General features: G+C 42.1%; 23 protein-coding genes. All 23 read right to left on the bottom strand.

Translation table 11 applies throughout. The features are described 5' to 3' along the window. Positions 1 to 219 precede the first annotated feature (219 nt). Complete coding sequence (locus GT508_RS01455; protein WP_055281525.1) at positions 220 to 636, bottom strand: hypothetical protein; 417 nt, start codon at positions 634 to 636, stop codon at positions 220 to 222. A gap of 123 nt (positions 637 to 759) precedes the next feature. Next, the gene (locus GT508_RS01450; RefSeq protein WP_161143420.1) at positions 760 to 2,040 is read right to left on the bottom strand and encodes a S1C family serine protease; all 1,281 of its coding nucleotides are present in this window, start codon (positions 2,038 to 2,040) and stop codon (positions 760 to 762) included. Between the two features lie 78 nt (positions 2,041 to 2,118). After that, the gene (locus GT508_RS01445) at positions 2,119 to 2,772 is read right to left on the bottom strand and encodes a peptidoglycan recognition protein family protein (protein WP_055281529.1); all 654 of its coding nucleotides are present in this window, start codon (positions 2,770 to 2,772) and stop codon (positions 2,119 to 2,121) included. A gap of 101 nt (positions 2,773 to 2,873) precedes the next feature. Beyond that, positions 2,874 to 3,902, bottom strand: a complete 1,029-nt coding sequence (locus GT508_RS01440; protein ID WP_192934763.1) for an aldose epimerase family protein — start codon at positions 3,900 to 3,902, stop codon at positions 2,874 to 2,876. Between the two features lie 234 nt (positions 3,903 to 4,136). Next, the gene (gene guaB / locus GT508_RS01435) at positions 4,137 to 5,591 is read right to left on the bottom strand and encodes an IMP dehydrogenase (protein WP_028086975.1); all 1,455 of its coding nucleotides are present in this window, start codon (positions 5,589 to 5,591) and stop codon (positions 4,137 to 4,139) included. A gap of 125 nt (positions 5,592 to 5,716) precedes the next feature. Then, positions 5,717 to 6,208 carry a DUF6106 family protein gene (locus tag GT508_RS01430; protein WP_055281534.1) on the bottom strand — a complete coding sequence of 164 codons (492 nt, stop codon included), beginning with the start codon at positions 6,206 to 6,208 and terminating at the stop codon, positions 5,717 to 5,719. Positions 6,209 to 6,312: 104 nt separating this feature from the next. Continuing rightward, positions 6,313 to 7,935, bottom strand: a complete 1,623-nt coding sequence (gene groL / locus GT508_RS01425) for a chaperonin GroEL (RefSeq protein WP_055281536.1) — start codon at positions 7,933 to 7,935, stop codon at positions 6,313 to 6,315. Positions 7,936 to 7,974: 39 nt separating this feature from the next. Then, positions 7,975 to 8,259 carry a co-chaperone GroES gene (locus GT508_RS01420; RefSeq protein ID WP_028086978.1) on the bottom strand — a complete coding sequence of 95 codons (285 nt, stop codon included), beginning with the start codon at positions 8,257 to 8,259 and terminating at the stop codon, positions 7,975 to 7,977. A 112-nt stretch (positions 8,260 to 8,371) separates the two neighbouring features. Beyond that, entirely contained in the window at positions 8,372 to 8,680 is a 309-nt protein-coding gene (locus tag GT508_RS01415) for a hypothetical protein (protein WP_226851666.1), read from the bottom strand. A 64-nt stretch (positions 8,681 to 8,744) separates the two neighbouring features. Beyond that, positions 8,745 to 9,527 (bottom strand): GTP-sensing pleiotropic transcriptional regulator CodY, encoded by a 783-nt coding sequence (codY, locus tag GT508_RS01410; RefSeq protein ID WP_055281541.1) that lies wholly within the window; start codon positions 9,525 to 9,527, stop codon positions 8,745 to 8,747. A gap of 64 nt (positions 9,528 to 9,591) precedes the next feature. Next, the gene (topA, locus tag GT508_RS01405) at positions 9,592 to 11,676 is read right to left on the bottom strand and encodes a type I DNA topoisomerase (protein ID WP_161143419.1); all 2,085 of its coding nucleotides are present in this window, start codon (positions 11,674 to 11,676) and stop codon (positions 9,592 to 9,594) included. 26 nt (positions 11,677 to 11,702) lie between these two features. Beyond that, complete coding sequence (gene dprA, locus GT508_RS01400; RefSeq protein WP_055281543.1) at positions 11,703 to 12,782, bottom strand: DNA-processing protein DprA; 1,080 nt, start codon at positions 12,780 to 12,782, stop codon at positions 11,703 to 11,705. A 10-nt stretch (positions 12,783 to 12,792) separates the two neighbouring features. Further along, positions 12,793 to 14,343: a YifB family Mg chelatase-like AAA ATPase gene (locus GT508_RS01395; protein ID WP_117597230.1), complete on the bottom strand. Its 1,551-nt coding sequence runs from the start codon at positions 14,341 to 14,343 to the stop codon at positions 12,793 to 12,795. 240 nt (positions 14,344 to 14,583) lie between these two features. Continuing rightward, on the bottom strand, positions 14,584 to 15,642 hold the full coding sequence (locus GT508_RS01390) for a lysylphosphatidylglycerol synthase transmembrane domain-containing protein (RefSeq protein ID WP_055281547.1): 1,059 nt from the start codon (positions 15,640 to 15,642) through the stop codon (positions 14,584 to 14,586). Further along, positions 15,611 to 16,339, bottom strand: a complete 729-nt coding sequence (locus GT508_RS01385) for a polysaccharide deacetylase family protein (protein ID WP_161143418.1) — start codon at positions 16,337 to 16,339, stop codon at positions 15,611 to 15,613. The genes GT508_RS01390 and GT508_RS01385 overlap by 32 nt, the downstream gene beginning before the upstream one ends. Next, positions 16,339 to 17,430 (bottom strand): MGDG synthase family glycosyltransferase, encoded by a 1,092-nt coding sequence (locus tag GT508_RS01380; RefSeq protein ID WP_161143417.1) that lies wholly within the window; start codon positions 17,428 to 17,430, stop codon positions 16,339 to 16,341. The genes GT508_RS01385 and GT508_RS01380 overlap by 1 nt, the downstream gene beginning before the upstream one ends. A 115-nt stretch (positions 17,431 to 17,545) precedes the next feature. Continuing rightward, positions 17,546 to 18,169 carry an RNA polymerase sporulation sigma factor SigK gene (gene sigK, locus GT508_RS01375; protein WP_028086987.1) on the bottom strand — a complete coding sequence of 208 codons (624 nt, stop codon included), beginning with the start codon at positions 18,167 to 18,169 and terminating at the stop codon, positions 17,546 to 17,548. 107 nt (positions 18,170 to 18,276) lie between these two features. Beyond that, a complete protein-coding gene (locus GT508_RS01370) occupies positions 18,277 to 19,515 on the bottom strand; it encodes a peptidase U32 family protein (protein WP_161143416.1) in 1,239 nt (412 codons plus the stop codon). A 1-nt stretch (position 19,516) separates the two neighbouring features. Next, positions 19,517 to 20,182 carry an O-methyltransferase gene (locus GT508_RS01365; protein ID WP_161143415.1) on the bottom strand — a complete coding sequence of 222 codons (666 nt, stop codon included), beginning with the start codon at positions 20,180 to 20,182 and terminating at the stop codon, positions 19,517 to 19,519. A gap of 161 nt (positions 20,183 to 20,343) precedes the next feature. After that, entirely contained in the window at positions 20,344 to 22,011 is a 1,668-nt protein-coding gene (locus GT508_RS01360; RefSeq protein ID WP_055281559.1) for a ribonuclease J, read from the bottom strand. Between the two features lie 26 nt (positions 22,012 to 22,037). Continuing rightward, positions 22,038 to 22,499 (bottom strand): Fur family transcriptional regulator, encoded by a 462-nt coding sequence (locus GT508_RS01355; protein ID WP_055281561.1) that lies wholly within the window; start codon positions 22,497 to 22,499, stop codon positions 22,038 to 22,040. A 6-nt stretch (positions 22,500 to 22,505) separates the two neighbouring features. Next, the gene (locus GT508_RS01350; RefSeq protein ID WP_028086992.1) at positions 22,506 to 22,766 is read right to left on the bottom strand and encodes a DUF1292 domain-containing protein; all 261 of its coding nucleotides are present in this window, start codon (positions 22,764 to 22,766) and stop codon (positions 22,506 to 22,508) included. A 14-nt stretch (positions 22,767 to 22,780) separates the two neighbouring features. Then, positions 22,781 to 23,215: a Holliday junction resolvase RuvX gene (gene ruvX / locus GT508_RS01345; RefSeq protein ID WP_028086993.1), complete on the bottom strand. Its 435-nt coding sequence runs from the start codon at positions 23,213 to 23,215 to the stop codon at positions 22,781 to 22,783. Between the last annotated feature and the right edge of the window lies 1 nt (position 23,216).

Raw genomic sequence — 23,216 nt, 5'->3', positions numbered from 1 at the left:
CTCAAACATTCGTTTGTCTCAAGCGACAGCTTATTAAGAATATCACAAGCAGTTGTGTTTGTCAACTGTTATTTTATCTTTTTTATCTCTTTTTGATTTAACTCTTTTTCAGCTTAATTTCAATCTTTTCATCTTGCAAAAATGCTGACTTACCTGTAGGCAAGTCAGCATTTTATGTTCGCTTTAGATAATTTGTTGTCAGTATACTCCCTTGATCAATTATCTGAGTAACATGAATGCAATTAATCCAGCTACTACAATGATAGCAATTGCAAGAATAATGATCGGTGCTTTTGACATCTTCTCTTCTTCTTCGTCGTCGATATCATCATAATATTCATCCTCTAATTCTTCTCTGCGCTGCGGCTTCGGAGCTGGTTTCTTTTTCTTTTTCCCATCTCCTACTGCAAGGAGTTCATCATACGCATCACGCATTTCCTGTTCACGTTTTTCGCGTACTTCTTTTGGCGGTATATTCGAATACTTCTGTTCTTCAGGTTCCGGTTTTTCCGCTCTCTTCTGTACTTTATGAGCACTCTGTGGAATTTTGAACTTCTTTTTGCAATTATAGCACAACAGATAATTCGGATCTTTTTTTCCTGGTCTTAATTCCTGACCACATATTGGACACTTCATATGAATCTGTCCCTCCCCATAGTGTATTATTTCAACCTGTGCTTTGTGCCTTTCGGCCTTGTATATTCCATATACATTGACATTATACTACATCAATTTACAAATATCAATTTTTTATCCAAATTATTCCGATTGTTTTCCTAATGTTACTTCAACATCTTTTTTCTCGTATTCACCATTCTTATTCTGTGTCTGAATCGTAATTTTTACTTTTTCTCCTGCTTTATAATATTGAAGCTGTTCCTGCAATGCATCCATTCCATCTACGCTTGTTCCTTCGATTCCTGTAATAACGGCTCCTTTTGTAATGCCTGCTTTTTCTGCACCGCCACCGGAGATCACTTCTGATACATATACTCCTGTCGGCATATTATACATCTGTGCACTGTCTGCTGTTACATCTACACCTTTGATTCCAATGTAGCCTTTTTCGGATTCTGCTACCTTGGTTTTTGTCTTCTGATTCATCAGATTTGTGATCAGATCACTTACATCAGATACCGGAATCGCATATCCTATTCCCTCTACTGTTTCCGTTGCAATCTTTGCAGAATTGATTCCAATCACTTCTCCATTTGCATTCAGAAGAGCACCTCCGCTGTTTCCCGGATTGATAGCCGCATCTGTCTGAAGAAGTTTTCCATCGTAACCATCCATTGTGCGGTCTTTTGCAGATACAATACCTGTCGTTACTGACTGTCCGTATCCGAGAGCATTTCCGATCGCAATTACCTGATCTCCTACCTGTGTCTGATCTGAATTTCCCAGTGTTGCCACCGCAATTTTATCCATCGTAGAATCCTTGATCTCGCTTAACGGAACTGCCACAACTGCAAGATCCTTGTCTGAATCCGTACCTTTGATGTCAGCTTTCACGCTTTTTCCATCTATAAAGGTAACTGTCAGTGTACTGCTTCCTTCTACTACATGGTTATTGGTTGCAATCAGAAGTTCTGAATCGTTCTGTCCAATAATAATTCCAGAACCGGCACTTTCACTTTCCTGTTTCTGTGTACCACCGAAGAAATTCTGCACTTCCTGTACACTCATGTTTGTAATGGACACAATTGACGGCATCGCATTTTTAGTTACCTCTGTTACATTTGCGGTTCCTATTGAGCTGTTGGTTGAAGTTGTCAGTTTTGCATTGCTGGTCGTTGTTGTCTTAGCTGTTTTATTCGTTGTCTGTGTTGTACCAAGAACTTTTCCTGCCACAATATTACTCGTCTGAAATGCAGCACTTGCAACCACTCCAAATACCAGTCCTGCACAGACCACCTTTGCCCATCTCGCTGCACCTTTTCCTCTTTTTTTCTGCGGTTCTTTTCCCGGTTCCCCACCGCCGCCATAATTTCCCGTATTCATATTCTGATCGGTTGTATAATAATTATATTGATTTTCCATATCTTATTGCCCCTTTCATATCTTATATTGGTAGTGTACAGCGTAATTGTGTTTAATCTGTGATAAAACTAAGGAGATTTATTGATATTCCTTTAATTTTTCCAGCTTTACTCCCACATCACCCTTGAACTGTTTCCATGCATCTTCATGTTCTACAAAATATTTGGGGCAAATCTTTCCAGTCACATCATAATGACGTATAACATCATTTTCATTCAGATCGAACTTCAGACACAGCCATGCGCAAAGATCTACCATAGACTGATACGTCTTTTGATTAAATTTTCCCGTTTCGTCTGGATGACAGCATTCTATCGACACTGTATCAATATTCCTGCTGTTTGAGGCATACGCCATCTCCCATGTTGGTACACATTGAACAATCTCACCTTCCAGACCCACAACAAAATTACTGCTTGCTTTCGTAATGTGACTGTCCTTCAATCCTTCGAAATAATCCCGGTTATTCATAGCCGAAGCACCGGGATTTGCTGTATAATGAATCACAATTCCTGTAATCTTATTTGTTGCGATTCCCGCTCTGGAATACTCATTCGGCGTCAACAGTTCTACGTCTATATCCGGTCTTACAGAATCTATGTAATCACTTTTATTTTCCGTATATTCTTCCGGCTGCTCCTGCTTTTTTAAAACCGTCACCGCACACAGTACAACTGTTATTATAATAAGAATGATCAGACCTTTTTTAGAATGGCTTCTCGTTTTTTTCATCTTTTCTCTCTTTTTTATCTATCCTTATATAGTACACTTTTATCTATTTTATCATTCATTTTTTAATGTACCCGAAAGAGATTCTTATGTTTTTATGAAAATCAGCAAAACCTATACGTTGTTGTTGTATCATATACTTCTCCGGCTTTTGTAATCGGAGATTCAAAATTATCTTTATGAATTGCATCCGGGAAATACTGCGTTTCAAAGCATATACCACACCCCTTTCCATAGACAGCTCCTTCCTTTCCCTTAGCTCCTGCCAGGAAATTGCCAGAATAGAACTGTATACCCGGAAGGTCTGTATATACTTCCATCTTAATACCTGTCTCTTCCGATTCGGCTGATGCCACTTTTCTGAATCCCGACCCGTTTAATACCCAGTTATGATCATAGCCGCCTGCCAGTTTCAATGGTTTATAATCTGCTCCGATCTCTTTTGCAACCTTTTTTCCTTCACGGAAATCCATTGGTGTGCCCTCTACCGGAATTACCGTTCCTGTTGGAATCAGTTCAGCATCCGTCTCTGTAAATGCATCTGCATCCAACCACACTTTTGCATTACATGCGGTTCCGGATGCATGTCCTGCCAGGTTGAAATAGCTGTGATTCGTCATGTTCAAAAGGGTATCCTGATCAGGAATTGCATAATAATGAATCTTTAATTCATTTTCTTCCGTAACTGTATAGGATACTTCTATCTTTACTTCTCCCGGGAATCCCTGATCCCCGTCCGGACTGACAAGCATAAATACTACATGTGTATCATCCTCTTCTTTTACACTCCACATTCTTTTATTATAGAAATCTGTTCCTCCATGAAGTGTATTTTCCCCGTTATCATTCTTCGTAAGCTCATATTTCTTTCCGTTCAGTTCGAATGCACCAGTTCCAATACGGTTTGCCACACGTCCGACAGTCGCTCCTACAGAATCTCCACCATTTTCATAATCCTCAAGTGTCTCGTAGCCCAATACGACATCCTGAGACTTTCCATTCTTATCCGGTACGTAAAGCTTCAGTAAAGCAGCTCCAAAATCAGATACAACTGCTTTCATTCCTTTGCTGTTTTTCAATATATAACAGCTTGCTGTTTCCCCGTTTCTCGTTGTTCCAAATTCTTTTTTCATATCCAGGCATCTCCCTTTTACTTTATTTTTTTTAATATTACTTGTGTATTTATTATGTGCATTTATATACCAAGCAGACTACCTAAATCTTATTATACTCTATATATTCATCTCTGAAAACCATGATATGAAGAATTTTCAGGATATTTTTTCTGATATTATTCATTTAAACTCTCTCTTTGCCAGACACATATAATACAAAAAGGCGCCGTTTTCACGACGCCCGAATCTTTTTTATTCGTCTACACTGTAGTTTGGTGCTTCTTTTGTAATATGAATATCATGAGGATGACTTTCTTTTAATGAAGCCGAAGAAATCTTCACGAATTTTCCTGTCTGTTTCAAATCCTCAATTGTTGGTGCTCCGCAATATCCCATACCTGAACGAAGACCACCCATTAACTGGAATACAGTATCTTCCACGCTTCCTTTGTAAGCAACACGTCCTTCGACACCTTCCGGAACCAGTTTTTTCGCATCTGTCTGGAAATAACGATCTTTACTTCCGTTCTCCATTGCTGAGATAGATCCCATACCACGATATACTTTATATTTTCTACCCTGGAATAATTCGAATGTTCCAGGACTCTCATCACATCCTGCAAAGATACTTCCCATCATACAAACATTCGCTCCGGCTGCGATTGCTTTTGTCATATCTCCGGAGTACTTTATTCCTCCATCCGCAATGATCGGAATTCCATATTTGTCTGCCGCTTCGTAGCAGTCCATAACTGCTGTGATCTGAGGAACACCAATACCTGCAATGATACGTGTTGTACAGATCGATCCAGGTCCGATTCCAACTTTTACCGCATCAACACCGGCTTTGATCAGATCTTCTGTTGCAGCTCCGGTAGCAACGTTACCTGCAATTACCTGCAGATCCGGGAATTTGCTCTTAATCATATCAACTGTATGAATAACGTTTGCTGAATGTCCGTGTGCTGAATCCAAAACAACCACATCAACCTTTGCATCTACCAGAGCCTTTGCTCTCTCAAGACAGTTTGCTGTAATTCCGATTGCAGCTCCGCAAAGCAGACGTCCCTGTGCATCTTTTGCAGATAATGGATATTTAATCTGTTTTTCAATATCCTTAATTGTGATCAAACCTTTCAGGTTGAAGTCTTTATCTACGATCGGAAGTTTTTCCTTTCTGGCTTTTGCAAGGATCTTCTTTGCTTCTTCCAGAGTAATTCCTTCCGGTGCTGTGATCAACCCTTCCGAAGTCATTGACTCTCTGATTTTCTTTGAAAAGTCTTCTTCAAATTTCAAATCACGGTTTGTGATAATACCAACTAATTTTTTTCCCTCTGTAATCGGCACACCTGAGATTCTGAACTTTGCCATCAGATTGTTGGCATCTTCCAGTGTATTATCCGGTGATAAATAAAATGGATCTGTAATAACACCGTTTTCTGAACGTTTTACCTTATCCACTTCCTCAGCCTGCTGTTCAATAGACATATTTTTATGGATAATTCCGATTCCCCCCTGTCTGGCCATTGCAATTGCCATACGGTGCTCGGTAACAGTATCCATTCCGGCACTCATCATCGGAATATTTAACTTAATTTTCTTAGTCAGGTAAGTAGATAAATCCACCTGGTTCGGAATTACTTCTGAGTACGATGGAACTAAAAGCACATCATCAAATGTAATACCTTCTCCAATTATCTTTCCCATGATTTCTCCCTCTCTTTCTTTTGCATATTCATATTTAACAGCTATCTTAGCGAATCATACCCATATTTGTCAACAGCTTTTAACATGTTTTTATTTTAATACAATCTTTTTTTACATTTTACGTATTATTTTCTGATTACTTTTCTTGGTGCTTTTACAAAGAATCCTTCTATGATCGTCTCATTTGGCTCAAACAAAACTTTACACAGTTCTCCTTTGTTCGAAGCAATCAATGCATAGATTTCTGCATGATTTTTTCCTGATGTATAATCATATGTCCTGACCTTCTTATACTGCATTAATTCTACAGCTCCTACCGGTGCAAGAAGTTCCATCTGATCTGCATCTACAGAAAACATTCTTTTTCTTCTGGATTTGTTCATGATCTTGTCTATATCAAGATCTCCATTCACAAATACATACTCATACTCCACATTCATATTGCTGAACACCAGCACATCAACCACAATCATTACAACCGGAAAAATAATCCCCACCGGTATTGCAAAAACCAAAAGCACTGACAAAACCGTCAATACGATCAGCCCCGCTTTCTTAAGCGTATCCTTTGAGTCCGCCTGTTTTTTTATCAGCTGCTCTGTGTAAAAATCATCCATTTTTTCTTTCCTCCAAGTCTGCTTTAAGCTATGTCTATTGTAGCACACCTGAATCAAAAAAGAAAACTCCTCTGACGAGGAGTTCTCAAAAATTTAATATTCTGTTACATCATACCCATACCCGGATTTCCTGCCGGTACAGCCGGTGCATCTTCTTTGATATCTGCTACAACAGATTCTGTTGTGAGAAGTGTAGAAGCAACAGATGTTGCGTTCTGCAGTGCACTTCTTGTAACCTTAGCAGGATCCAGAATTCCGTTTTCCACCATATCTACGTACTGTTCTGTCAGAGCATCAAATCCGGTTCCCACTTCTGATTCTCTTACCTTGTTAATGATAACAGCACCTTCCAGTCCTGCATTGGCTGAGATATGGAACAGTGGTGCTTCCAGAGCTTTCAGGACAACCTTTGCACCTGTTTTCTCATCACCTTCCAGTCCGTCAATCGCTTCAGCAACTGCTTTGGACGCATGAATGTATGCAGATCCACCACCGGAAATGATACCTTCCTCTACTGCTGCTCTTGTGGCGTTCAAAGCATCTTCCATACGAAGTTTTGCTTCTTTCATCTCTGTCTCCGTTGCTGCTCCGACACGGATAACAGCTACGCCGCCTGCAAGTTTTGCAAGTCTTTCCTGAAGTTTTTCTCTGTCAAAGTCAGATGTTGTCTCTTCGATCTGTGCCTTGATCTGGGCAACGCGGTCTGCGATTGCATTCTTATCTCCCATACCATCAACAATTACTGTATTTTCTTTCTGTACTTTTACAGATTTTGCACGTCCAAGCTGATCCATGGTTGTATCTTTCAGTTCCATACCGAGTTCCTCAGAAATAACCTGACCACCTGTCAGTGTAGCAATGTCTTTTAACATTTCTTTTCTTCTGTCACCGTATCCAGGTGCTTTTACAGCTACAACATTGAATGTTCCACGCAGTTTATTAACGATCAGAGTTGTAAGTGCCTCTCCCTCAATATCTTCTGCGATAATAAGAAGTCTTGCTCCAGCCTGAACAATCTGCTCCAGAAGTGGAAGAATTTCCTGAATATTAGAAATCTTCTTATCTGTGATCAGAATATATGGATCATCCAGATTTGCTTCCATCTTATCCATATCTGTAGCCATATATGCAGATACATATCCACGGTCAAACTGCATACCTTCTACAAGATCCAGCTCTGTCTTCATAGTCTTAGACTCTTCGATCGTAATAACTCCGTCATTAGATACTTTCTCCATAGCATCTGCCACCATCTGTCCGACTTCAGCATCACCTGCAGAAATTGCTGCCACTTTTGCAATCTGATCTTTGTCTTTTACTTTGCTTGACATCTTCGCAATGGCTTCTACTGCCACATCTGTTGCTTTCTTCATTCCTTTACGGAGAATGATCGGATTTGCCCCTGCTTCCAGGTTCTTCATACCTTCATGAACCATTGCCTGTGCAAGTACAGTTGCTGTTGTAGTACCGTCTCCTGCTACATCATTTGTCTTAGAAGCAACTTCTTTGATCAGTTGTGCTCCCATATTTTCAAATCTGTCTTCCAGTTCAATCTCTTTTGCAATTGTTACACCGTCATTTGTGATCAGTGGTGCTCCGAAAGATTTATCCAGAACGACATTGCGTCCTTTTGGTCCGATTGTTACTCTTACTGTATCAGCGAGCTGATTAACACCAGCTTCCAGCGCTCTTCTTGCTTCTGCACCATATTTAATTTCTTTTGCCATTGGTATCTACCTCCTGAAATATATGAATTAATTGTACAATTACTCGCAGATGGCCAGAATATCATCCTGTTTTACAATGATATATTCCTCGTCATCAATCTCAACATTCGTTCCTGCATATTTGGAATAAATTACCTGCTGTCCTGTTGTAACATGCATCTCAACTTCTTTACCATTCACCATTCCACCTGGTCCTACAGCAATAACCTCTGCCTGCTGCGGTTTTTCCTTAGACTGTCCAGGAATCACGATTCCCGACTTTGTAGTCTCCTCTGCTACACACTGTTTTAATACAACTCTGTCACCTAATGGTACTAACTTCATATCTATTCCTCCTTAATTATTTCTGCATTATTAGCACTCAACAAAAGAGAGTGCTGAAAGATTCTAGATATAAAATAGCACTCTCTTTTTGGTTTGTCAACACACTTTCTATTTAGTTTAGAACTTTTTTATAAAATCCATTTTGAATTTTAAATTTCATAACCCTGCCTGCCTTGTTCCAGTAACGTTCTTTTAATATTCCTTTGCAGACCACAGGATCTTTCGGATCCTCTATGCTGCACTCATAGATTCCATCCAAAGAATAAAAGGTGAGTTCCGCCTCTTCCGATACCAGATACAGCGTCTCCTCCTCTTCATCATATGCTATGATCTTGCATAAATATTCCGTTTCATCAAAAAAACTGTCTTCCAGAATTACGCGGTCCATTCTGAGTTTTGCCGTACATCCTCCATATTTCACTATCCGCATCCTCCTTTATACTGTGAAAAGGGTATCAGTTGCCCGATACCCTTTGTAGTTCTTATTATTTTGTACGTTCTGCTTTAATGCGGTCAAGTTCCGTAAATACATAATCATTGATTACTTTAATATACGTTCCTTTCATGCCGGAAGAACGGGATTCGATCACACCCGCACTTTCGAATTTTCTCAGAGCATTGACAATTACCGATCTGGTAATTCCGACACGGTCTGCAATCTTACTTGCGACCAGAATTCCTTCCGCACCATCCAACTCATCAAATATATGAATGATTGCTTCCAATTCCGAATACGACAATGTACTGATTGCCGATTGTACAATATGCTCTTTTCTGGTTTCTTCTGCACTTTCTTCATTCACAGATCTTAACATCTCAAGACCAACAACCGTTGTTCCGTATTCACTCAAAATGATGTCATCAATCTCATACACTTTATCTTTTTTATAGATAAACAGTGTCCCGAGTCTTTCCCCTGCAATGTCAATCGGCGTAATAATCGCCTGATAACCTTTGACAGCTTCTTCGGAAAATCCTAATGTCTGAAGATTTACATTTTCTTTTGTTGATAAGATACTAAGCAGTCGCTCATTCAGCATATCATCTACATGTTTTCCGATTTCTCTCTCGATCAATTCGGTAATGTAAGGCACACCTTCGCATTTGCTTCCGCCAAGCACTTTTCCTTTTTTACTGATCACTAATACGTTCGAATTTAAAATTTCTGTAAGGACTTCGCAGATATCATTGAAGACAACTTTACTCGAACTATTGTTATGCAGTAATTTGTTGATTTTTCTGGTTTTATCCAACAATTGTACGCCCATTTACATTCCTCCATCCTTATGAATGTATATTATCATACAATTCTGAAATATTCAACGAATATCATTAATTATCCTTATTATTTTCAATATTTTCTACATATCCGCACTGTTCATCGCTGCAAACCAGTTTATTTCCTTTTTCCAGCATGTATTTACCACATCTCGGACATTTTTTTGTCGATGGCTTCTGCCATGACATAAATTCACATTCCGGGTTATCCTCGCAGCCGTAATATCGTCTTCCCTTTTTCGTCTTCCGGATTACCACATCTTTACCACAGACAGGGCATGGTACACCTATCTTTTCCAGATATGGTTTCGTGTTACGGCAGTCAGGGAATCCCGGGCATGCAAGGAATTTTCCATGCGGGCCATATTTGACAACCATATTGCGGCCGCACTCCTCACAGATCACATCTGTCACTTCATCTTCAATCTTCACCTGTTCCAGTTCTGTCTCGGCTTTTTCCACTGCTGCCTCCAGATCCGGATAAAAATTCTCAATGATTGTCTTCCATCTGACTTTTCCTTCCGCAACGCCATCCAGAAGGCTCTCCATATTTGCCGTAAAGTTCACATCCACAATACTCGGGAAGGACTGTTTCATAATATTATTCACTACTTCTCCGATTTCCGTCAGATACAGATTCTTATTCTCTTTTGCCACATAGCGTCTTGCAATGATCGTAGAAATTGTCGGCGCATATGTACTTGGACGCCCGATTCCAAGTTCTTCCAGTGTCTTAACCAATGTTGCCTCTGTATAATGTGCCGGTGGTTGTGTAAAATGCTGCTTACTGTTCAGACTTTCTTTCGTAAGGACAGAATCCATATCCAGTCCTTTTAACAGCACATTGTTCTCTTCTTTTGTCTCGCCGGCTTCCGTATATACACTGCGGAACCCTTCAAAAACAATCTTGGATGCAGCGACTGTAAAACGATACTGTCCTGCGGCAATCTTTACAGAAGTCGTCTCGTATCTGGCCGGCTGCATTCTGCTGGCAATAAAACGTTTCCATACAAGCTGGTACAGACGGAACTGGTCACGGCTTAAGAATTCTTTCACTGCTGCCGGTGTTCTGGTTACATCTGTCGGACGGATCGCCTCATGTGCATCCTGAATGATCTTCTTGTCTGAAGATTTCTTAACGTCTCCGTCGGCAACATACTCTTCACCGAAGCCTTCCCTGATATATTCTCTTACTGTTGTATCCGCTTCCTCTGAGATACGGGTAGAATCCGTACGCAGGTATGTGATCAATCCCACAGTACCACTGCCTTTGATATCCACACCCTCATATAACTGCTGGGCAATACGCATGGTCTTGGCTGTTGCAAAATTCAATGCCTTGGATGCTTCCTGCTGCAACGTACTGGTTGTAAACGGTACCGGTGCCTTCTTGGTACGTTCTCCTTTTTTTATATCGGCAACAGAATACTCCGCATTTTCTACTTCTTTCATGATCTCGTCCAGTTCTTCCCTGGATGAGATTGTCATCTTATTCTTTTCTGTACCATAGAACTTAGCAGTCAGAAGTTTTCTTTCTCCTTTGACCTTCAGATCCGCATCCAGTGTCCAGTATTCTTCCGGAATAAAAGCATTGATCTCTTCTTCTCTGTCTGCGATAATACGCAATGCAACCGACTGTACACGTCCGGCACTTAATCCTCTCTTAACCTTTGCCCACAGGAGCGGACTGATCTTGTAACCTACAATTCTGTCCAGTACACGGCGTGCCTGCTGCGCATCCACCAGATCCATATCGATTTCTCTTGGATTCTTAAGCGACGCTTTTACTGCATTCTTAGTAATCTCATTAAAACTGATTCGATAAACTTTCTTATCTTCTAATTTCAAAGCTTTACTCAGATGCCAGGATATTGCTTCTCCCTCCCGGTCCGGGTCAGTTGCAAGATATATCTTGTCCGCCTTTTTGACTTCCTTACGAAGCTTCGCAAGAATCTCTCCCTTTCCTCTGATCGTTATATACTTTGGTTCGTAATCATTTTCAATGTCGATACCCATCTGGCTTTTGGGCATATCTCTCACATGACCGTTCGATGCGGTCACTACATAATTACTTCCTAAGAACTTCTTAATGGTCTTCACCTTTGCAGGTGACTCCACGATTACCAGATAGCGTGCCATAATTTCCTCCATAATACCGACCGTTCTTACAACAGCCTTATATAATAATTTCTGGATACTTCTTCTGCGTATCCTTTCAATTCCAAAGTAATCAGTCTTTCCATCAATTCTGAAATAGAAAGTTCTGTTTCTTTCATCAATTCATCGATTCCTTTCGGGAACAAATCGAGACAACTATACACCATACGCTCAGGACTTTCAAGCATTTTTTCATTTTTGTTATTTTTTTGTCCAATTTGCATCCGATTCAGATTCCATTCATCCATCAGTTCTTCCGGTGTGATCAGTATTCCCGCTCCCTGCCGGATTAGTCTGTGACATCCCTGACTCAACGCACTTGTCACCGGTCCCGGAAGTGCATAGACATCCTTCCCCTGATCCAGTGCAAAATCTGCAGTGATCAAAGATCCGCTCTTTTCTTTTGCCTCTATCACCAGTATCCATTCCGCCAGTCCACTGATAATCCGGTTCCGCATCGGAAAATTTCTTGCAAGTGGTTCGGTTCCGGGTGGAAATTCCGATATGATTCCGCCTTTTTTTTGAATGTCCATATATAATCCTATATTTTCTCTTGGATAACACACATCCACTCCACATCCCAGAACAGCAAACGTTGTTCCGTCTCCGTTCAAAGCACCTCTCTGCCCTGCTCCGTCGATTCCTCTCGCCATACCGCTTATCACCTGTACTCCCGCATGCCCAAGACATTTCCCATACTGCAATGCCATTTGTTCTCCATATGAAGTACAATTCCTGGCCCCTACGATTGCTGCGCTTTTCACATTTTCATCCGGCAGCGATCCAAGTACGTACAAGGCGTACGGGGGATCTGTGATCACTTTCATTTTTTTCGGATAATCATCCGAAAAATACGGCACAAATTTTATCTTCTTTTTCACGGATTTTTCCCATTGCATTTCGAGATTAACTGTTTTCTTTGCTTTTTTCAGTCTCTCTATATCCTTCTCATTCAGAAATGTATGTTTCTTCAAATTAGTTTCTTCTATATAATATATTGCTTTTCCATTTCCATATACCTCTCTTAATTTTCTTTTTTTCAGATTCGAAATGCCTTCTATCCCTGCCAGCCAGTATTCATATATCATTCACATCCTCCTAACGTCCCCAATACTTCTTATCCAGTGACCGGTAAGCAATAGCTTCTTTTAAATGTTTCTCCTTTACCTTCTCACTGTAATCCAAATCTGCAATTGTCCTTGCCACACGCAGGATCTTATGATAGGTCCTTGCTGTAAGCCCGATTCTTTCAAATGCAAGCTCCATCATCTTTCTTTCGCGCTCTCCCAGTTCTACGTAATGTCCGATCTCCTGCGGTCCTAATACTGCATTTGTCCTGATATCTGTTCCTTTATATCTTTCCCTCTGTATATTCCTTGCATCCGTCACTCTGCGGCGTATCGTCTCAGATGTCTCTTCCCCTTCCAGATCTTTCCGTTCTCCGTCCAGATCCCGGTATACAACTTTCGGAGTCTCTATGCAGATATCCATACGATCCAGGAACGGCTGGCTGATCTTGCCAAGGTATTTCTGAATCTGCCCGGGTGTGCAGGAACATTTCTGCACATCCGGATAGTTTCCGCATGGACACGGATTCATTGCTGCCACCAGCATGAATTCCGCCGGAAATGTAAAATTTCCATAATTTCTCGCAATATGAATCTGATGTTCTTCCAATGGCTGTCTTAGTACTTCCAGAACATTTCTTGGAAATTCCGCAAGTTCATCAAGAAACAGCACACCTCCGTGTGCCATACTGATCTCCCCGGGCATCGGTATTCTGCCGCCCCCTGTCAGCGCTGTTCTGGTGATTGTATGATGAACATTACGAAACGGACGCTGTGTGATCAGCGGGTATTCCTGATCCACCAGCCCCAATACACTGTAGATCTTCGTAATTTCCAGACTTTCTTCCCATGACAGTTCCGGTAAAATGGTTGCGATCCGCTTTGCGATCATCGTTTTTCCGGATCCAGGTGATCCAGCCATTAACAGATTGTGCCCTCCTGCCACTGCAATTTCTGCTGCACGTTTCACCGCTTTCTGTCCGCAGATATCCGCAAAATCTTCTCTGGTTCTATGTTGTTTGTTTTTTTCATTTTCTTTTTTCTCCCTTTTAGACTTTTCCGAACGCGCAGCTCCGTTCAGATACGCACAGAGTTCCTCCAGATTATCTGCCGGTAGAATCTCGATTCCTTTTACGAGTCTTCCTTCTGTCTCATTCTCTCCGGGCAGGATAAAGCTTTTACATCCTTGTTCTTTCGCCTCTATCACCATCGGCAGAACTCCCGGTACACCTCTTATTTTCCCCTCCAGACTCAATTCCCCTGTTACGATCACCCGTTCCATTGCTTCTTCCGGTATATACCCCATAGCTGCCAGCACCGCCAGAGCAATCGGCAGATCAAACGATGCCCCTTTTTTCCGGACAGTTGCCGGCGCAAGATTGACAATGATTTTCTTTGCCGGAAGTTTCATCCCCGAATTGCGGATTGCTGTTCTCACCCGTTCTGATGCCTCTTTCACTTCCGAAGACAGATATCCCACCATATGGAACATCGGAAGTCCGTTACTTACATCCGCTTCCACACGGATCATCTCTACCCCCAGTCCCTGAACTGAAGCAGATAAAACTGTACAAAATGCCATCTGCACACTCCTTTCCATACCAGACCATGCAGAACCTGTCCTTATATAAGCATCTTTTCTGCCTTATTTGTCCGGCACTCATATAAAATTGTTTTGATATAGTTGATAACTTGACCGATTCGGTCATCTACAGAATCCGCCACTGGCGGTCCAGATTTAGAAAACGAAAAAGAATAGTCTGTACTTGATCACTCATCTTCGTTAAATGTGCAATCATCATAGCCTATTCTTTCCGCCGTGTCAATATTTTTCTAATTTCACTTTCATTTTACTTTTTGATTTTCTATCCATGCGTCCAAGCACGATGCTAAAGATTCCACTTAATATCAGCAAAAAATAAAAGCTGATCCCCCGATTCACCAGTACTGCCGCTGCCACCGGAACAGAAGTAAAGATACCTGCAAACAACTTTACGAATGAGAATTCACTAATTCCCTCAGCTCCCGGGAACGGAAGAAGTGCTGTAGTCATATACAAAATGATCTGATGCAGAAACATACTTCCATAAGAACTGCCGGACTCTCCCATTGCATGATACACTGCCCATGGAACACTGAACCAGCAGATGATCTGGATCAGACTGACTGTTGTCACTTTTAACGCAAGTACCGGATCCCTTTTAAAAAACAATTTACAATCTTCAAAATCACGAACAATCTCGTCCATCTTAGCGCCCAATCTCTTCTTATTCCCAAACGGGAGTTTCATGATCAGGAAACGTATTCCATTTACAATCTTCTTTTTCAGACCTTCGGATAACATTATGACCACCAGTGCTGCTATAAAAATCAGATTCATCAGATACCCGAGAGCCGCCAATGCCAGCATCATCTTATTCAGACGTATCCTTCCCGTCAGTATCCAGAACGTTGCTACATTTTCCATCAGAAATGCTGCAATCTGAAAACTGGTGAGTTCTGTCAGAAGAGCCATCGTTCCATGTGCCACATGGATATTATCCTTATTCATCACATATAACTGTACCGGCTGTCCGCCTGTTGCAGATGGGGTGATCGAACTGAAAAAATAGCCGGTATAAGCATATTTCATACCCTGTCTGAAACTTACCTGATATCCAAATGAATTCAATACGCTCCTCAGATTGATTGCTTCCGCGATATTGAATACCGCCGCCAGTATAAGCCCTGCTGCCATCCATTGCGGCTTCGCACTTTTCATGGCATTCCACACAGATTCCATATCTGCACCCTTCAAAATAACGAAACATACCAACAGTGCTAAAACCGGAAATAAAACCATATACTTTTTAATCGATCTCTGACTCACCTGCTGTTCCATATTTTTCTTCTATCCTTCTGAATTCATACCCCTGCGCTTTCAACAATGGGATTGCTTTTTTCAATGCTTCTATCGTTCTTCCCGGTGCTCCGTTCTCCCCTCTGCCGTCATGCAGACAGATAACCGCACCCGGAAAGACTCTTCTTAATATCTTATTGCAGATACTGTCCGGGGTCTCTTTCGCTGACCAGTCCTGTGCCATCACATCCCAGAATACCAGATTCAGATGCAGCTTCCGTATCCAGAACAGACTTGCCAGGTTCAGATGTCCCCACGGTGGTCTGTACCATTTCACTGCAATATCCATCTTCTCCATAATCTTTTTCGATTCTTTCACATCACGGCCGGTTCTTCCCGGTCCGGAAAGCATCGCACTTTCGTGGCTCAACGAATGTATTCCGACCTGGTATCCGCTCTTTTTCATCCGTTCCACGATCCTGGGATGCTTCCGAGCAGATCCTGCGACCATGAAAAATGCTGCCGGAATCTGTTCCTTCTCCAGAAAATCGAGTAATATATTCGTATATACTGTATCCGGACCGTCATCAAATGTCAGGTACAAAACCTTCTCTTCCCGGGATGCCCTCTGTCTGCTTCTGAAAATCCAACGGTATTTCAGCAAATACGTCGGAATCACACTATAACTCAGTGCTGCGACACAGGCCAGTCCCAGCTTTGCAGTCTTTGGTATATTCATTATGCCGTCATCCTTTCTTCCATGATCCCTACTGCCTCATCCAATGATACTTCTATCATCTCTTTACAGGCACGCCTTACATTTCCGGTCATTTCTTCCATCATTTTTTCATCACTTAACAGCTTTTCCAGTTCCGGAATATAGTCTTCACGTCTGCCCCATATGACTTTGGCAAATCCTTTTTCTGCCGCATACCTTGCATTATTCATCTCCTGCTCCAGAAACGGGTGGATGACAAATAGCGGAACCTGACTGTGCAGAATTTCAAACAACGTAATTCCGCCTGCTTTTGTAATCACAAGGTCTGCCCCGCGCATATATCTGCTGATATTTTCCGTGTATCCAAGTACTTCCACATCCTCATAGCGATTCACCCATTCCTCATACATCTTATGATTTTTTCCGGTAATGACTACGCTCTCAACGCCTTGCATGCTATGTAATTTTTCAAGCAATTCTTTCAGATCCGGCATCAGCCCAAGTCCGCCTCCCATAATGAGCACCCTGCGTGTTCTGTTTCTTTCCCGTTTCTGACGGCAATCTGCATCCAGGAACTGCTGGCGAACCGGAATTCCTGTCACAAGAATATCTTCCGCCCTGGTCCCCTCCTTCATCAGATGCCTTTTGATCTCCTGTGTCGGAGCAAGATAGATGTCTGTCTGTGGTGCTGTCCACTCCGGATGCATACTGATATCTGTGATGCAGGTCACAAGTGGTGTTTTAAGCCCTGTCTTTTCTTTATAGGATGCAATTGCTTTTACACACATCGGATGTGTACAGACGATCACATCTGGTTGTTCTCCATCCATGATCTTCTTTAACCTTTTATAGAGTGCCTTTCCCCTTGGCTGTATTTCTACCTTCATCCTTCCGGACATTTTGTAGATAAAATTATAAATCCCGTAACAGTGCTCTACCATCATGCGGAATCCACCGAAAATGAATTTACTGATATGTGGATATAACTCTTCCAGAAGATCTTTTTTTTCAATTTCTGCCTGTTCATCTATTTTCCGGAACTGTTCGCAGATCGCATTGGCTGCCATCTCATGTCCCATTCCAAATCTACCACTTAACACCAGTACTTTCATAACTGCCACCCTTTCTCACATACCATTTTGCATGCCTCTTTCTTATGGTGTTAAGTATAGACTTTGATTCTTAAAATAACGGATATAGAATTCTAAAGATTTTTTAAAGACTTTTCTAAGAAGTGAAAAAGTTTCTTAATTTTTCAATCGCACTCTTCTCAATTCTTGATACATACGATCTGGAAATGCCGAGCATTGCTGCAATTTCCCGCTGTGTATATTCCTCTTCATTATACAGGCCATACCGCAGCTTCAGTACCATTCGTTCTCTCTGAGACAATACCGATTCCACCTGCTGATACAGACGGATCACATCTTCCTTACGTTCCAGTCTTCGGTAGACATCTTCTTCATTCATCTCAATCACATCAAATAATTGTATCTCATTGCCTTCCCGGTCCGTTCCGATCGGTTCATACAAAGATACTTCTTTTGAACTTTTTTTCTTACCTCTCAAGTACATCAATACTTCATTTTCGATGCACCTTGCTGCATACGACGCAAGCCTTGCGCTCTTATCCGGATCAAACGTTACAACAGCCTTCATAAGCCCGATGGTTCCGATCGACAGAAGGTCTTCCATCTCTTCCGGAGGCGGCTGGTACTTTTTCACGATATGTGCAACCAGACGCAGATTCCGTTCTATTAGAATGTGCTTTGCTTCCAGATCACCCTCTGTATATTTCTGCATATAGTACTTTTCTTCCGCTGCCGTCAATGGTTGGGGAAATGACTTCAAGACAAAGCACCTCTTAGGCAGATTTATTATATTCTATGCAAAAAGCAGTGATTCTGTGCTTTTCCATTTTTGCACTGAATCACTGCTTTCTCTGTTACTTGTCTGCCCTATTCCGTTACACCTTCCTGGCGTCTTAAAATATCATATACGGAAGCTTCTCCGCTTAATGCCACATACAGCACCTGCTTTGGATGCGGCGCACTCTCCTGCTCCTGCCCATCCTCATCTATGATCTTTTTCACCGTTACTTCTACGTTCTGTCCGTCCGGTTTCATAATCTCGACAGTCTCACCTACGGAGAACTTATTTCTCTGTTCGATGCGGTACATGCCATCTTTAATCCCGCCGATAATCCCAAGATAAGTGTACTCTTTGATATACGTGTTACTATCGTAGATCTGGCTCTCGTCACCCGGTTTTCCAAAATAAAATCCTGTCGTAAACTGACGATACGTACAGTTCGAAATCTGATCCCTGTACCAAGGCATATTCGCCTCATATTTCTTCGGATCCTCCAGATAATCATCGATCGCCTTGCGGTAAGTTCTTGCAACCGTCGCCACATACAGAGCCGTCTTCATACGTCCCTCGATCTTAAAACTATCAATTCCCGCATCGATCATTTCCGGAATGTGTTCAATCATACACAGATCCTTGGAGTTGAAAATGTATGTTCCTCTTTCATTCTCATACACCGGCATATATTCGCCCGGTCTTGTCTCTTCTACCACGGAATATTTCCAACGGCACGGATGTGTACAGGCACCCTGATTGGCATCTCTTCCCGTAAAGAAATTGCTCAGCAGGCATCTTCCGGAATAAGAGATACACATTGCCCCATGGATAAAACTTTCAATCTCCATCTCTGCCGGGATATGCGCACGGATCTCCCTGATTTCTTTTAATGAAAGTTCTCTGGCTGTTACCACACGCTTTGCCCCCAGGTTCCACCAGAAGTTGAATGTTCCATAGTTCGTGTTATTTGCCTGTGTGCTGACATGTCTTTCTATCTCCGGACAGATTTCTTTTGCAAGCATGAAGATTGCCGGATCTGCAATGATCAGCGCATCCGGTCCGATCTCTTTTAGTTCTTTTAAATACTCTGCTGCACCTTCCAGGTCATCATTATGCGCAAGAATATTTACAGTGACATGAACTCTTGCTCCATGCTCATGCGCAAACTGCACGCCTTCTTTCATGTCTTCCATAGAGAAGTTCTTTGCCTTTGCACGAAGTCCAAATGCCTCTCCTCCGATATATACTGCATCTGCACCAAACATAACCGCAGTCTTCAACACTTCCAGACTGCTTGCAGGAATCAGTAATTCTGGATGTCTGTTTCTCATCTTATCGATTCTCCTTCTCCTCTTTTTTCTTCTTGATACTGAGTGCCACACCATCACCCAACGGGATGATCGATGTCTCCAGCACATTGCTGTGCTTTAATTCATAGAGGTAATCCCGCATACGGCTGTGGATGGTACGGTTCCGCCTCTCTACCGCAAATCTGGATTCTATGATATCCCCATCCTGTAATACATTGTCTGACATCAGGATACCTCCATCCGCAAGCAGTCTTACTGCCTCCGGCATATAATGGATATACTGTCCCTTGGCCGCATCCATAAAGATAAAATCATATGGACCTTCCAGGGTCTTCATCACTTCCAGGGCATCCCCTTCGATCAGCGTGATCTGTTCTTCTTTCCCCGCACGCTTAAAGTTGTTTCGCGCAATCGGGATTCTTTTTTCATAGTTTTCTATTGTTGTGATACGGCTTCCTTCCGGAAGATATTCACTCATTAAGATTGCCGAAAATCCGACTGCTGTGCCCACCTCCAGCACTCTGGCCGGGCGGTTCATTAACATCATTACCTTTAAGAAGCTCTGGGTTTCTTTGCGGATGATCGGTACGAAGTTTTCCAATGCTTCCTGTTCGATTGCCTCTATCACAGGATTCTCCGGACGTTCCAACGACCGGATGTATGTAACCATACGTTCATCTACGATCATAGTATCTCTACCTCTGTTCTAACTGTTTGTACCTGTTCTTTCCTGCAGTTTCTCTTAGGATTCTACAAGGAAACGAGCCGTACATTGTACAAAACCAGCCTCACACACTGTGTCGGAAGGCGCCGGTTTCGTACTATGTGGCGGCTCATTTTTTTCTTTTTTTATACGTCCATAATGATTGGGAGGATCATTGGTCTTCTCTTGGTACGTTTCCAAATGAAATCGTTCATCGTATCACGGATCACAAGCTTGATCTTACTCCAGTCTGCGTTGCGCTGATGTGTCAGACAATCCTCCACTGCATCTGTAAGGACTTTTCTTGCCTCTTCCATCAGGCTTTCGGACTCTCTTACATAGACGAATCCACGCGATACAATATCCGGACCCGCAAGAAGCTGATTGCTTCCTTTTTCCAGTGTCAGTACAACGATCATAATACCGTCTTCCGCCAGATGCTGTCTGTCACGAAGTACAATATTTCCAACATCTCCTACACCAAGTCCGTCTACCAGAATCTCTCCTGTGTGTACATTGTCTACTACTTTTGCTTCCTTCTCACTGACTTCCAGAACATTACCGGATTTCAGGATGAAAATATTATCTTTTGGAATGCCAAGCATTCTGGCAATTCCCGCATTGGCTTTGAGGTGACGGTATTCTCCGTGAACCGGGATCGCATATTTCGGTTTTACCAGAGAATAGATCAGTTTCAGTTCTTCCTGACATGCATGACCGGATACATGTGCATCCTGGAAGATGACATTCGCTCCCTTAGCTGTCAGTTCATTGATTACCTTGGATACAGACTTTTCATTTCCAGGGATCGGATTCGAACTGAAGATGATCGTATCACCAGGCATGATCGTTACTTTCTTATGCACATCTGCTGCCATACGCGACAGAGCTGCCATAGATTCTCCCTGGCTTCCGGTTGTGATCAGAACGGTCTTCTCCGGCGGATAATTCTTAAGCTGGTCGATCTCGATCAATGTCTTATCCGGAACATTTAAGTATCCCAGTTCCTGTGCAACCTGGATGATGTTCACCATGCTTCGTCCCTCTACGACCACCTTACGGTCATATTTACATGCCGTATTGATGATCTGCTGTACACGATCTACATTTGACGCAAATGTTGCAATGATAATTCTGGTATCTTTATGCTCTGCAAAAACATGATCAAATGTGATACCTACCGTACGCTCTGACTGTGTAAATCCTGGTCTCTCGGCATTGGTACTGTCTGACATCAGTGCCAGTACGCCTTTCTTACCGATCTCTGCAAATCTCTGCAGATCGATCGCATCGCCATATACCGGTGTATAATCTACTTTAAAGTCTCCTGTATGCACAACAATACCGGCCGGTGAATAGATTGCCAGTGCTGCCGCATCCTGAATACTGTGGTTTGTCTTAATAAATTCGATACGGAACTGTCCCAGATTGATCGACTGTCCGTGTCTGACAACTTTTCTTCTTGTACTGCGGAGCAGATTGTGTTCCGTCAGCTTTTTCTCAATGATTCCCATCGTAAGCTTTGTCGCATAGATAGGAAGATTCAGTTCTCTTAATACATAAGGAAGTGCACCGATATGGTCCTCATGTCCATGGGTTATTACAAATCCTTTTACTTTCTGAATGTTATCTTTCAGGTAGGTGACATCCGGAATGACCAAGTCGATTCCGAGCATATCCTCCTCCGGGAAAGATAATCCGCAGTCTACAACAATAATACTGTCTTCATACTCAAAAGCTGTGATGTTCATTCCGATCTTTTCCAGACCTCCGAGTGGAATGATACGCATTTTTCCATTGTTTTCTCTTTTCAAAATTACACCTCCACGTGTTTACCGCACTACTTTTTTCTGCCTCTTTTTTGGCACTCCCTGCACTGTCCATAGAACTTTAATTCGTGGTCTAACACATGAAATCCCGTGGTATCTTCGATCTTATCTTCCAGATCTTCCAACAGATCATCCTTAAACGGAAGAATCTTACCACATGTTCTGCATATCAGATGGTGATGATGATGTCTTTCTTCTCCATCAAAGAATTCTCCGATTTCATAACGTGCACATCCATCATCAAGACTGATACGATCCACCAATTGCATTTCCAGTAACAACTGCACTGTCCGGTATATAGTTGCCAGCCCAATCTCCGGATAATCTTCTCTTACTAATTCATAAATATCTTCTGCAGTCAGATGCTTATCGCGGTGATCTGCAAGGACCTCCAGTACCAGTATACGCTGGTTGGTAACTTTCAACCCCTTCTCTCTCAGCATTTCTTTAAACTTCTCTTTACTGATAGACATTCCAAACTACCTTTCAATCTCTACATCTTCAAGTAGTTCTTCAAATACTTTCAGAACAGCAGAAAGCTCTACATCATCCTCTACGATCTCGTATACGCTCTCTGACTGGCTCTCTCCTGATGTGTCTTTCAGAATCAGACATTCTGCATCATCTTCTTCCGAATCCGTCACCAGAATATATGACACACCACCAACTTTCGTCTGTTCAAGTACATAAAAATCTACTTCTTCATTCATCTCTTCGGACATGAATTTAATCTTTTCCATCTGCAATCTACCTCTTAATCCAGTGGCGTGTGTGCAAGTGAATCCAGATATCCCTGCAATATAAAAACAGCCGCAATCTTATCAATATATTTCTTACGGTCTTCACGCCTTACCTTATTCTCTATTAAAGTCCGTTCAGCTTCTACCGTGGTCAGACGCTCGTCCCACATCACGACCTCCAGGCCGGTCCGTCTTTTTAACATCTCACCAAATGCCATTGATTTTTCCGCACGATCTCCAATATCATTGTTCATATGCTTCGGAAGTCCGAGGACAATCTTCGTAACCTGATACTCTTCGATCAGTGCTTCGATACGCGCACAGGTCTTTCTGAGCTTGTTCTCGTCCTTTCTGCATATAGTCTCCACTCCCTGAGCAGTAATTCCCAACGGATCACTGACAGCAACACCTACCGTCTTGGATCCATAGTCCAGTCCCATGATTCTCATA

The sequence above is a fragment of the Dorea sp. BIOML-A1 genome (genome assembly GCF_009875615.1).
In the GTDB taxonomy this organism is placed as follows: Bacteria; Bacillota; Clostridia; order Lachnospirales; family Lachnospiraceae; genus Dorea_A; species Dorea_A amylophila.
This window is presented reverse-complemented; position numbering and strand designations above follow the sequence as displayed.

Excerpts from the sequence above, each read along its gene's own strand:
- GT508_RS01455 (WP_055281525.1), bottom strand. The coding sequence starts at position 636 with ATGAAGTGTCCAATATGTGGTCAGGAATTAAGACCAGGAAAAAAAGAT.
- GT508_RS01450 (WP_161143420.1), bottom strand. The coding sequence starts at position 2,040 with ATGGAAAATCAATATAATTATTATACAACCGATCAGAATATGAATACG.
- GT508_RS01445 (WP_055281529.1), bottom strand. The coding sequence starts at position 2,772 with ATGAAAAAAACGAGAAGCCATTCTAAAAAAGGTCTGATCATTCTTATT.
- GT508_RS01440 (WP_192934763.1), bottom strand. The coding sequence starts at position 3,902 with ATGAAAAAAGAATTTGGAACAACGAGAAACGGGGAAACAGCAAGCTGT.
- guaB (WP_028086975.1), bottom strand. The coding sequence starts at position 5,591 with ATGGGAAAGATAATTGGAGAAGGTATTACATTTGATGATGTGCTTTTA.
- GT508_RS01430 (WP_055281534.1), bottom strand. The coding sequence starts at position 6,208 with ATGGATGATTTTTACACAGAGCAGCTGATAAAAAAACAGGCGGACTCA.
- groL (WP_055281536.1), bottom strand. The coding sequence starts at position 7,935 with ATGGCAAAAGAAATTAAATATGGTGCAGAAGCAAGAAGAGCGCTGGAA.
- GT508_RS01420 (WP_028086978.1), bottom strand. The coding sequence starts at position 8,259 with ATGAAGTTAGTACCATTAGGTGACAGAGTTGTATTAAAACAGTGTGTA.
- codY (WP_055281541.1), bottom strand. The coding sequence starts at position 9,527 with ATGGGCGTACAATTGTTGGATAAAACCAGAAAAATCAACAAATTACTG.
- topA (WP_161143419.1), bottom strand. The coding sequence starts at position 11,676 with ATGGCACGCTATCTGGTAATCGTGGAGTCACCTGCAAAGGTGAAGACC.
- dprA (WP_055281543.1), bottom strand. The coding sequence starts at position 12,782 with ATGATATATGAATACTGGCTGGCAGGGATAGAAGGCATTTCGAATCTG.
- GT508_RS01395 (WP_117597230.1), bottom strand. The coding sequence starts at position 14,343 with ATGGCATTTTGTACAGTTTTATCTGCTTCAGTTCAGGGACTGGGGGTA.
- GT508_RS01390 (WP_055281547.1), bottom strand. The coding sequence starts at position 15,642 with ATGGAACAGCAGGTGAGTCAGAGATCGATTAAAAAGTATATGGTTTTA.
- GT508_RS01385 (WP_161143418.1), bottom strand. The coding sequence starts at position 16,339 with ATGAATATACCAAAGACTGCAAAGCTGGGACTGGCCTGTGTCGCAGCA.
- GT508_RS01380 (WP_161143417.1), bottom strand. The coding sequence starts at position 17,430 with ATGAAAGTACTGGTGTTAAGTGGTAGATTTGGAATGGGACATGAGATG.
- GT508_RS01370 (WP_161143416.1), bottom strand. The coding sequence starts at position 19,515 with ATGAGAAACAGACATCCAGAATTACTGATTCCTGCAAGCAGTCTGGAA.
- GT508_RS01365 (WP_161143415.1), bottom strand. The coding sequence starts at position 20,182 with ATGATCGTAGATGAACGTATGGTTACATACATCCGGTCGTTGGAACGT.
- GT508_RS01355 (WP_055281561.1), bottom strand. The coding sequence starts at position 22,499 with ATGTCTATCAGTAAAGAGAAGTTTAAAGAAATGCTGAGAGAGAAGGGG.
- GT508_RS01350 (WP_028086992.1), bottom strand. The coding sequence starts at position 22,766 with ATGGAAAAGATTAAATTCATGTCCGAAGAGATGAATGAAGAAGTAGAT.
- ruvX (WP_028086993.1), bottom strand. The coding sequence starts at position 23,215 with ATGAGAATCATGGGACTGGACTATGGATCCAAGACGGTAGGTGTTGCT.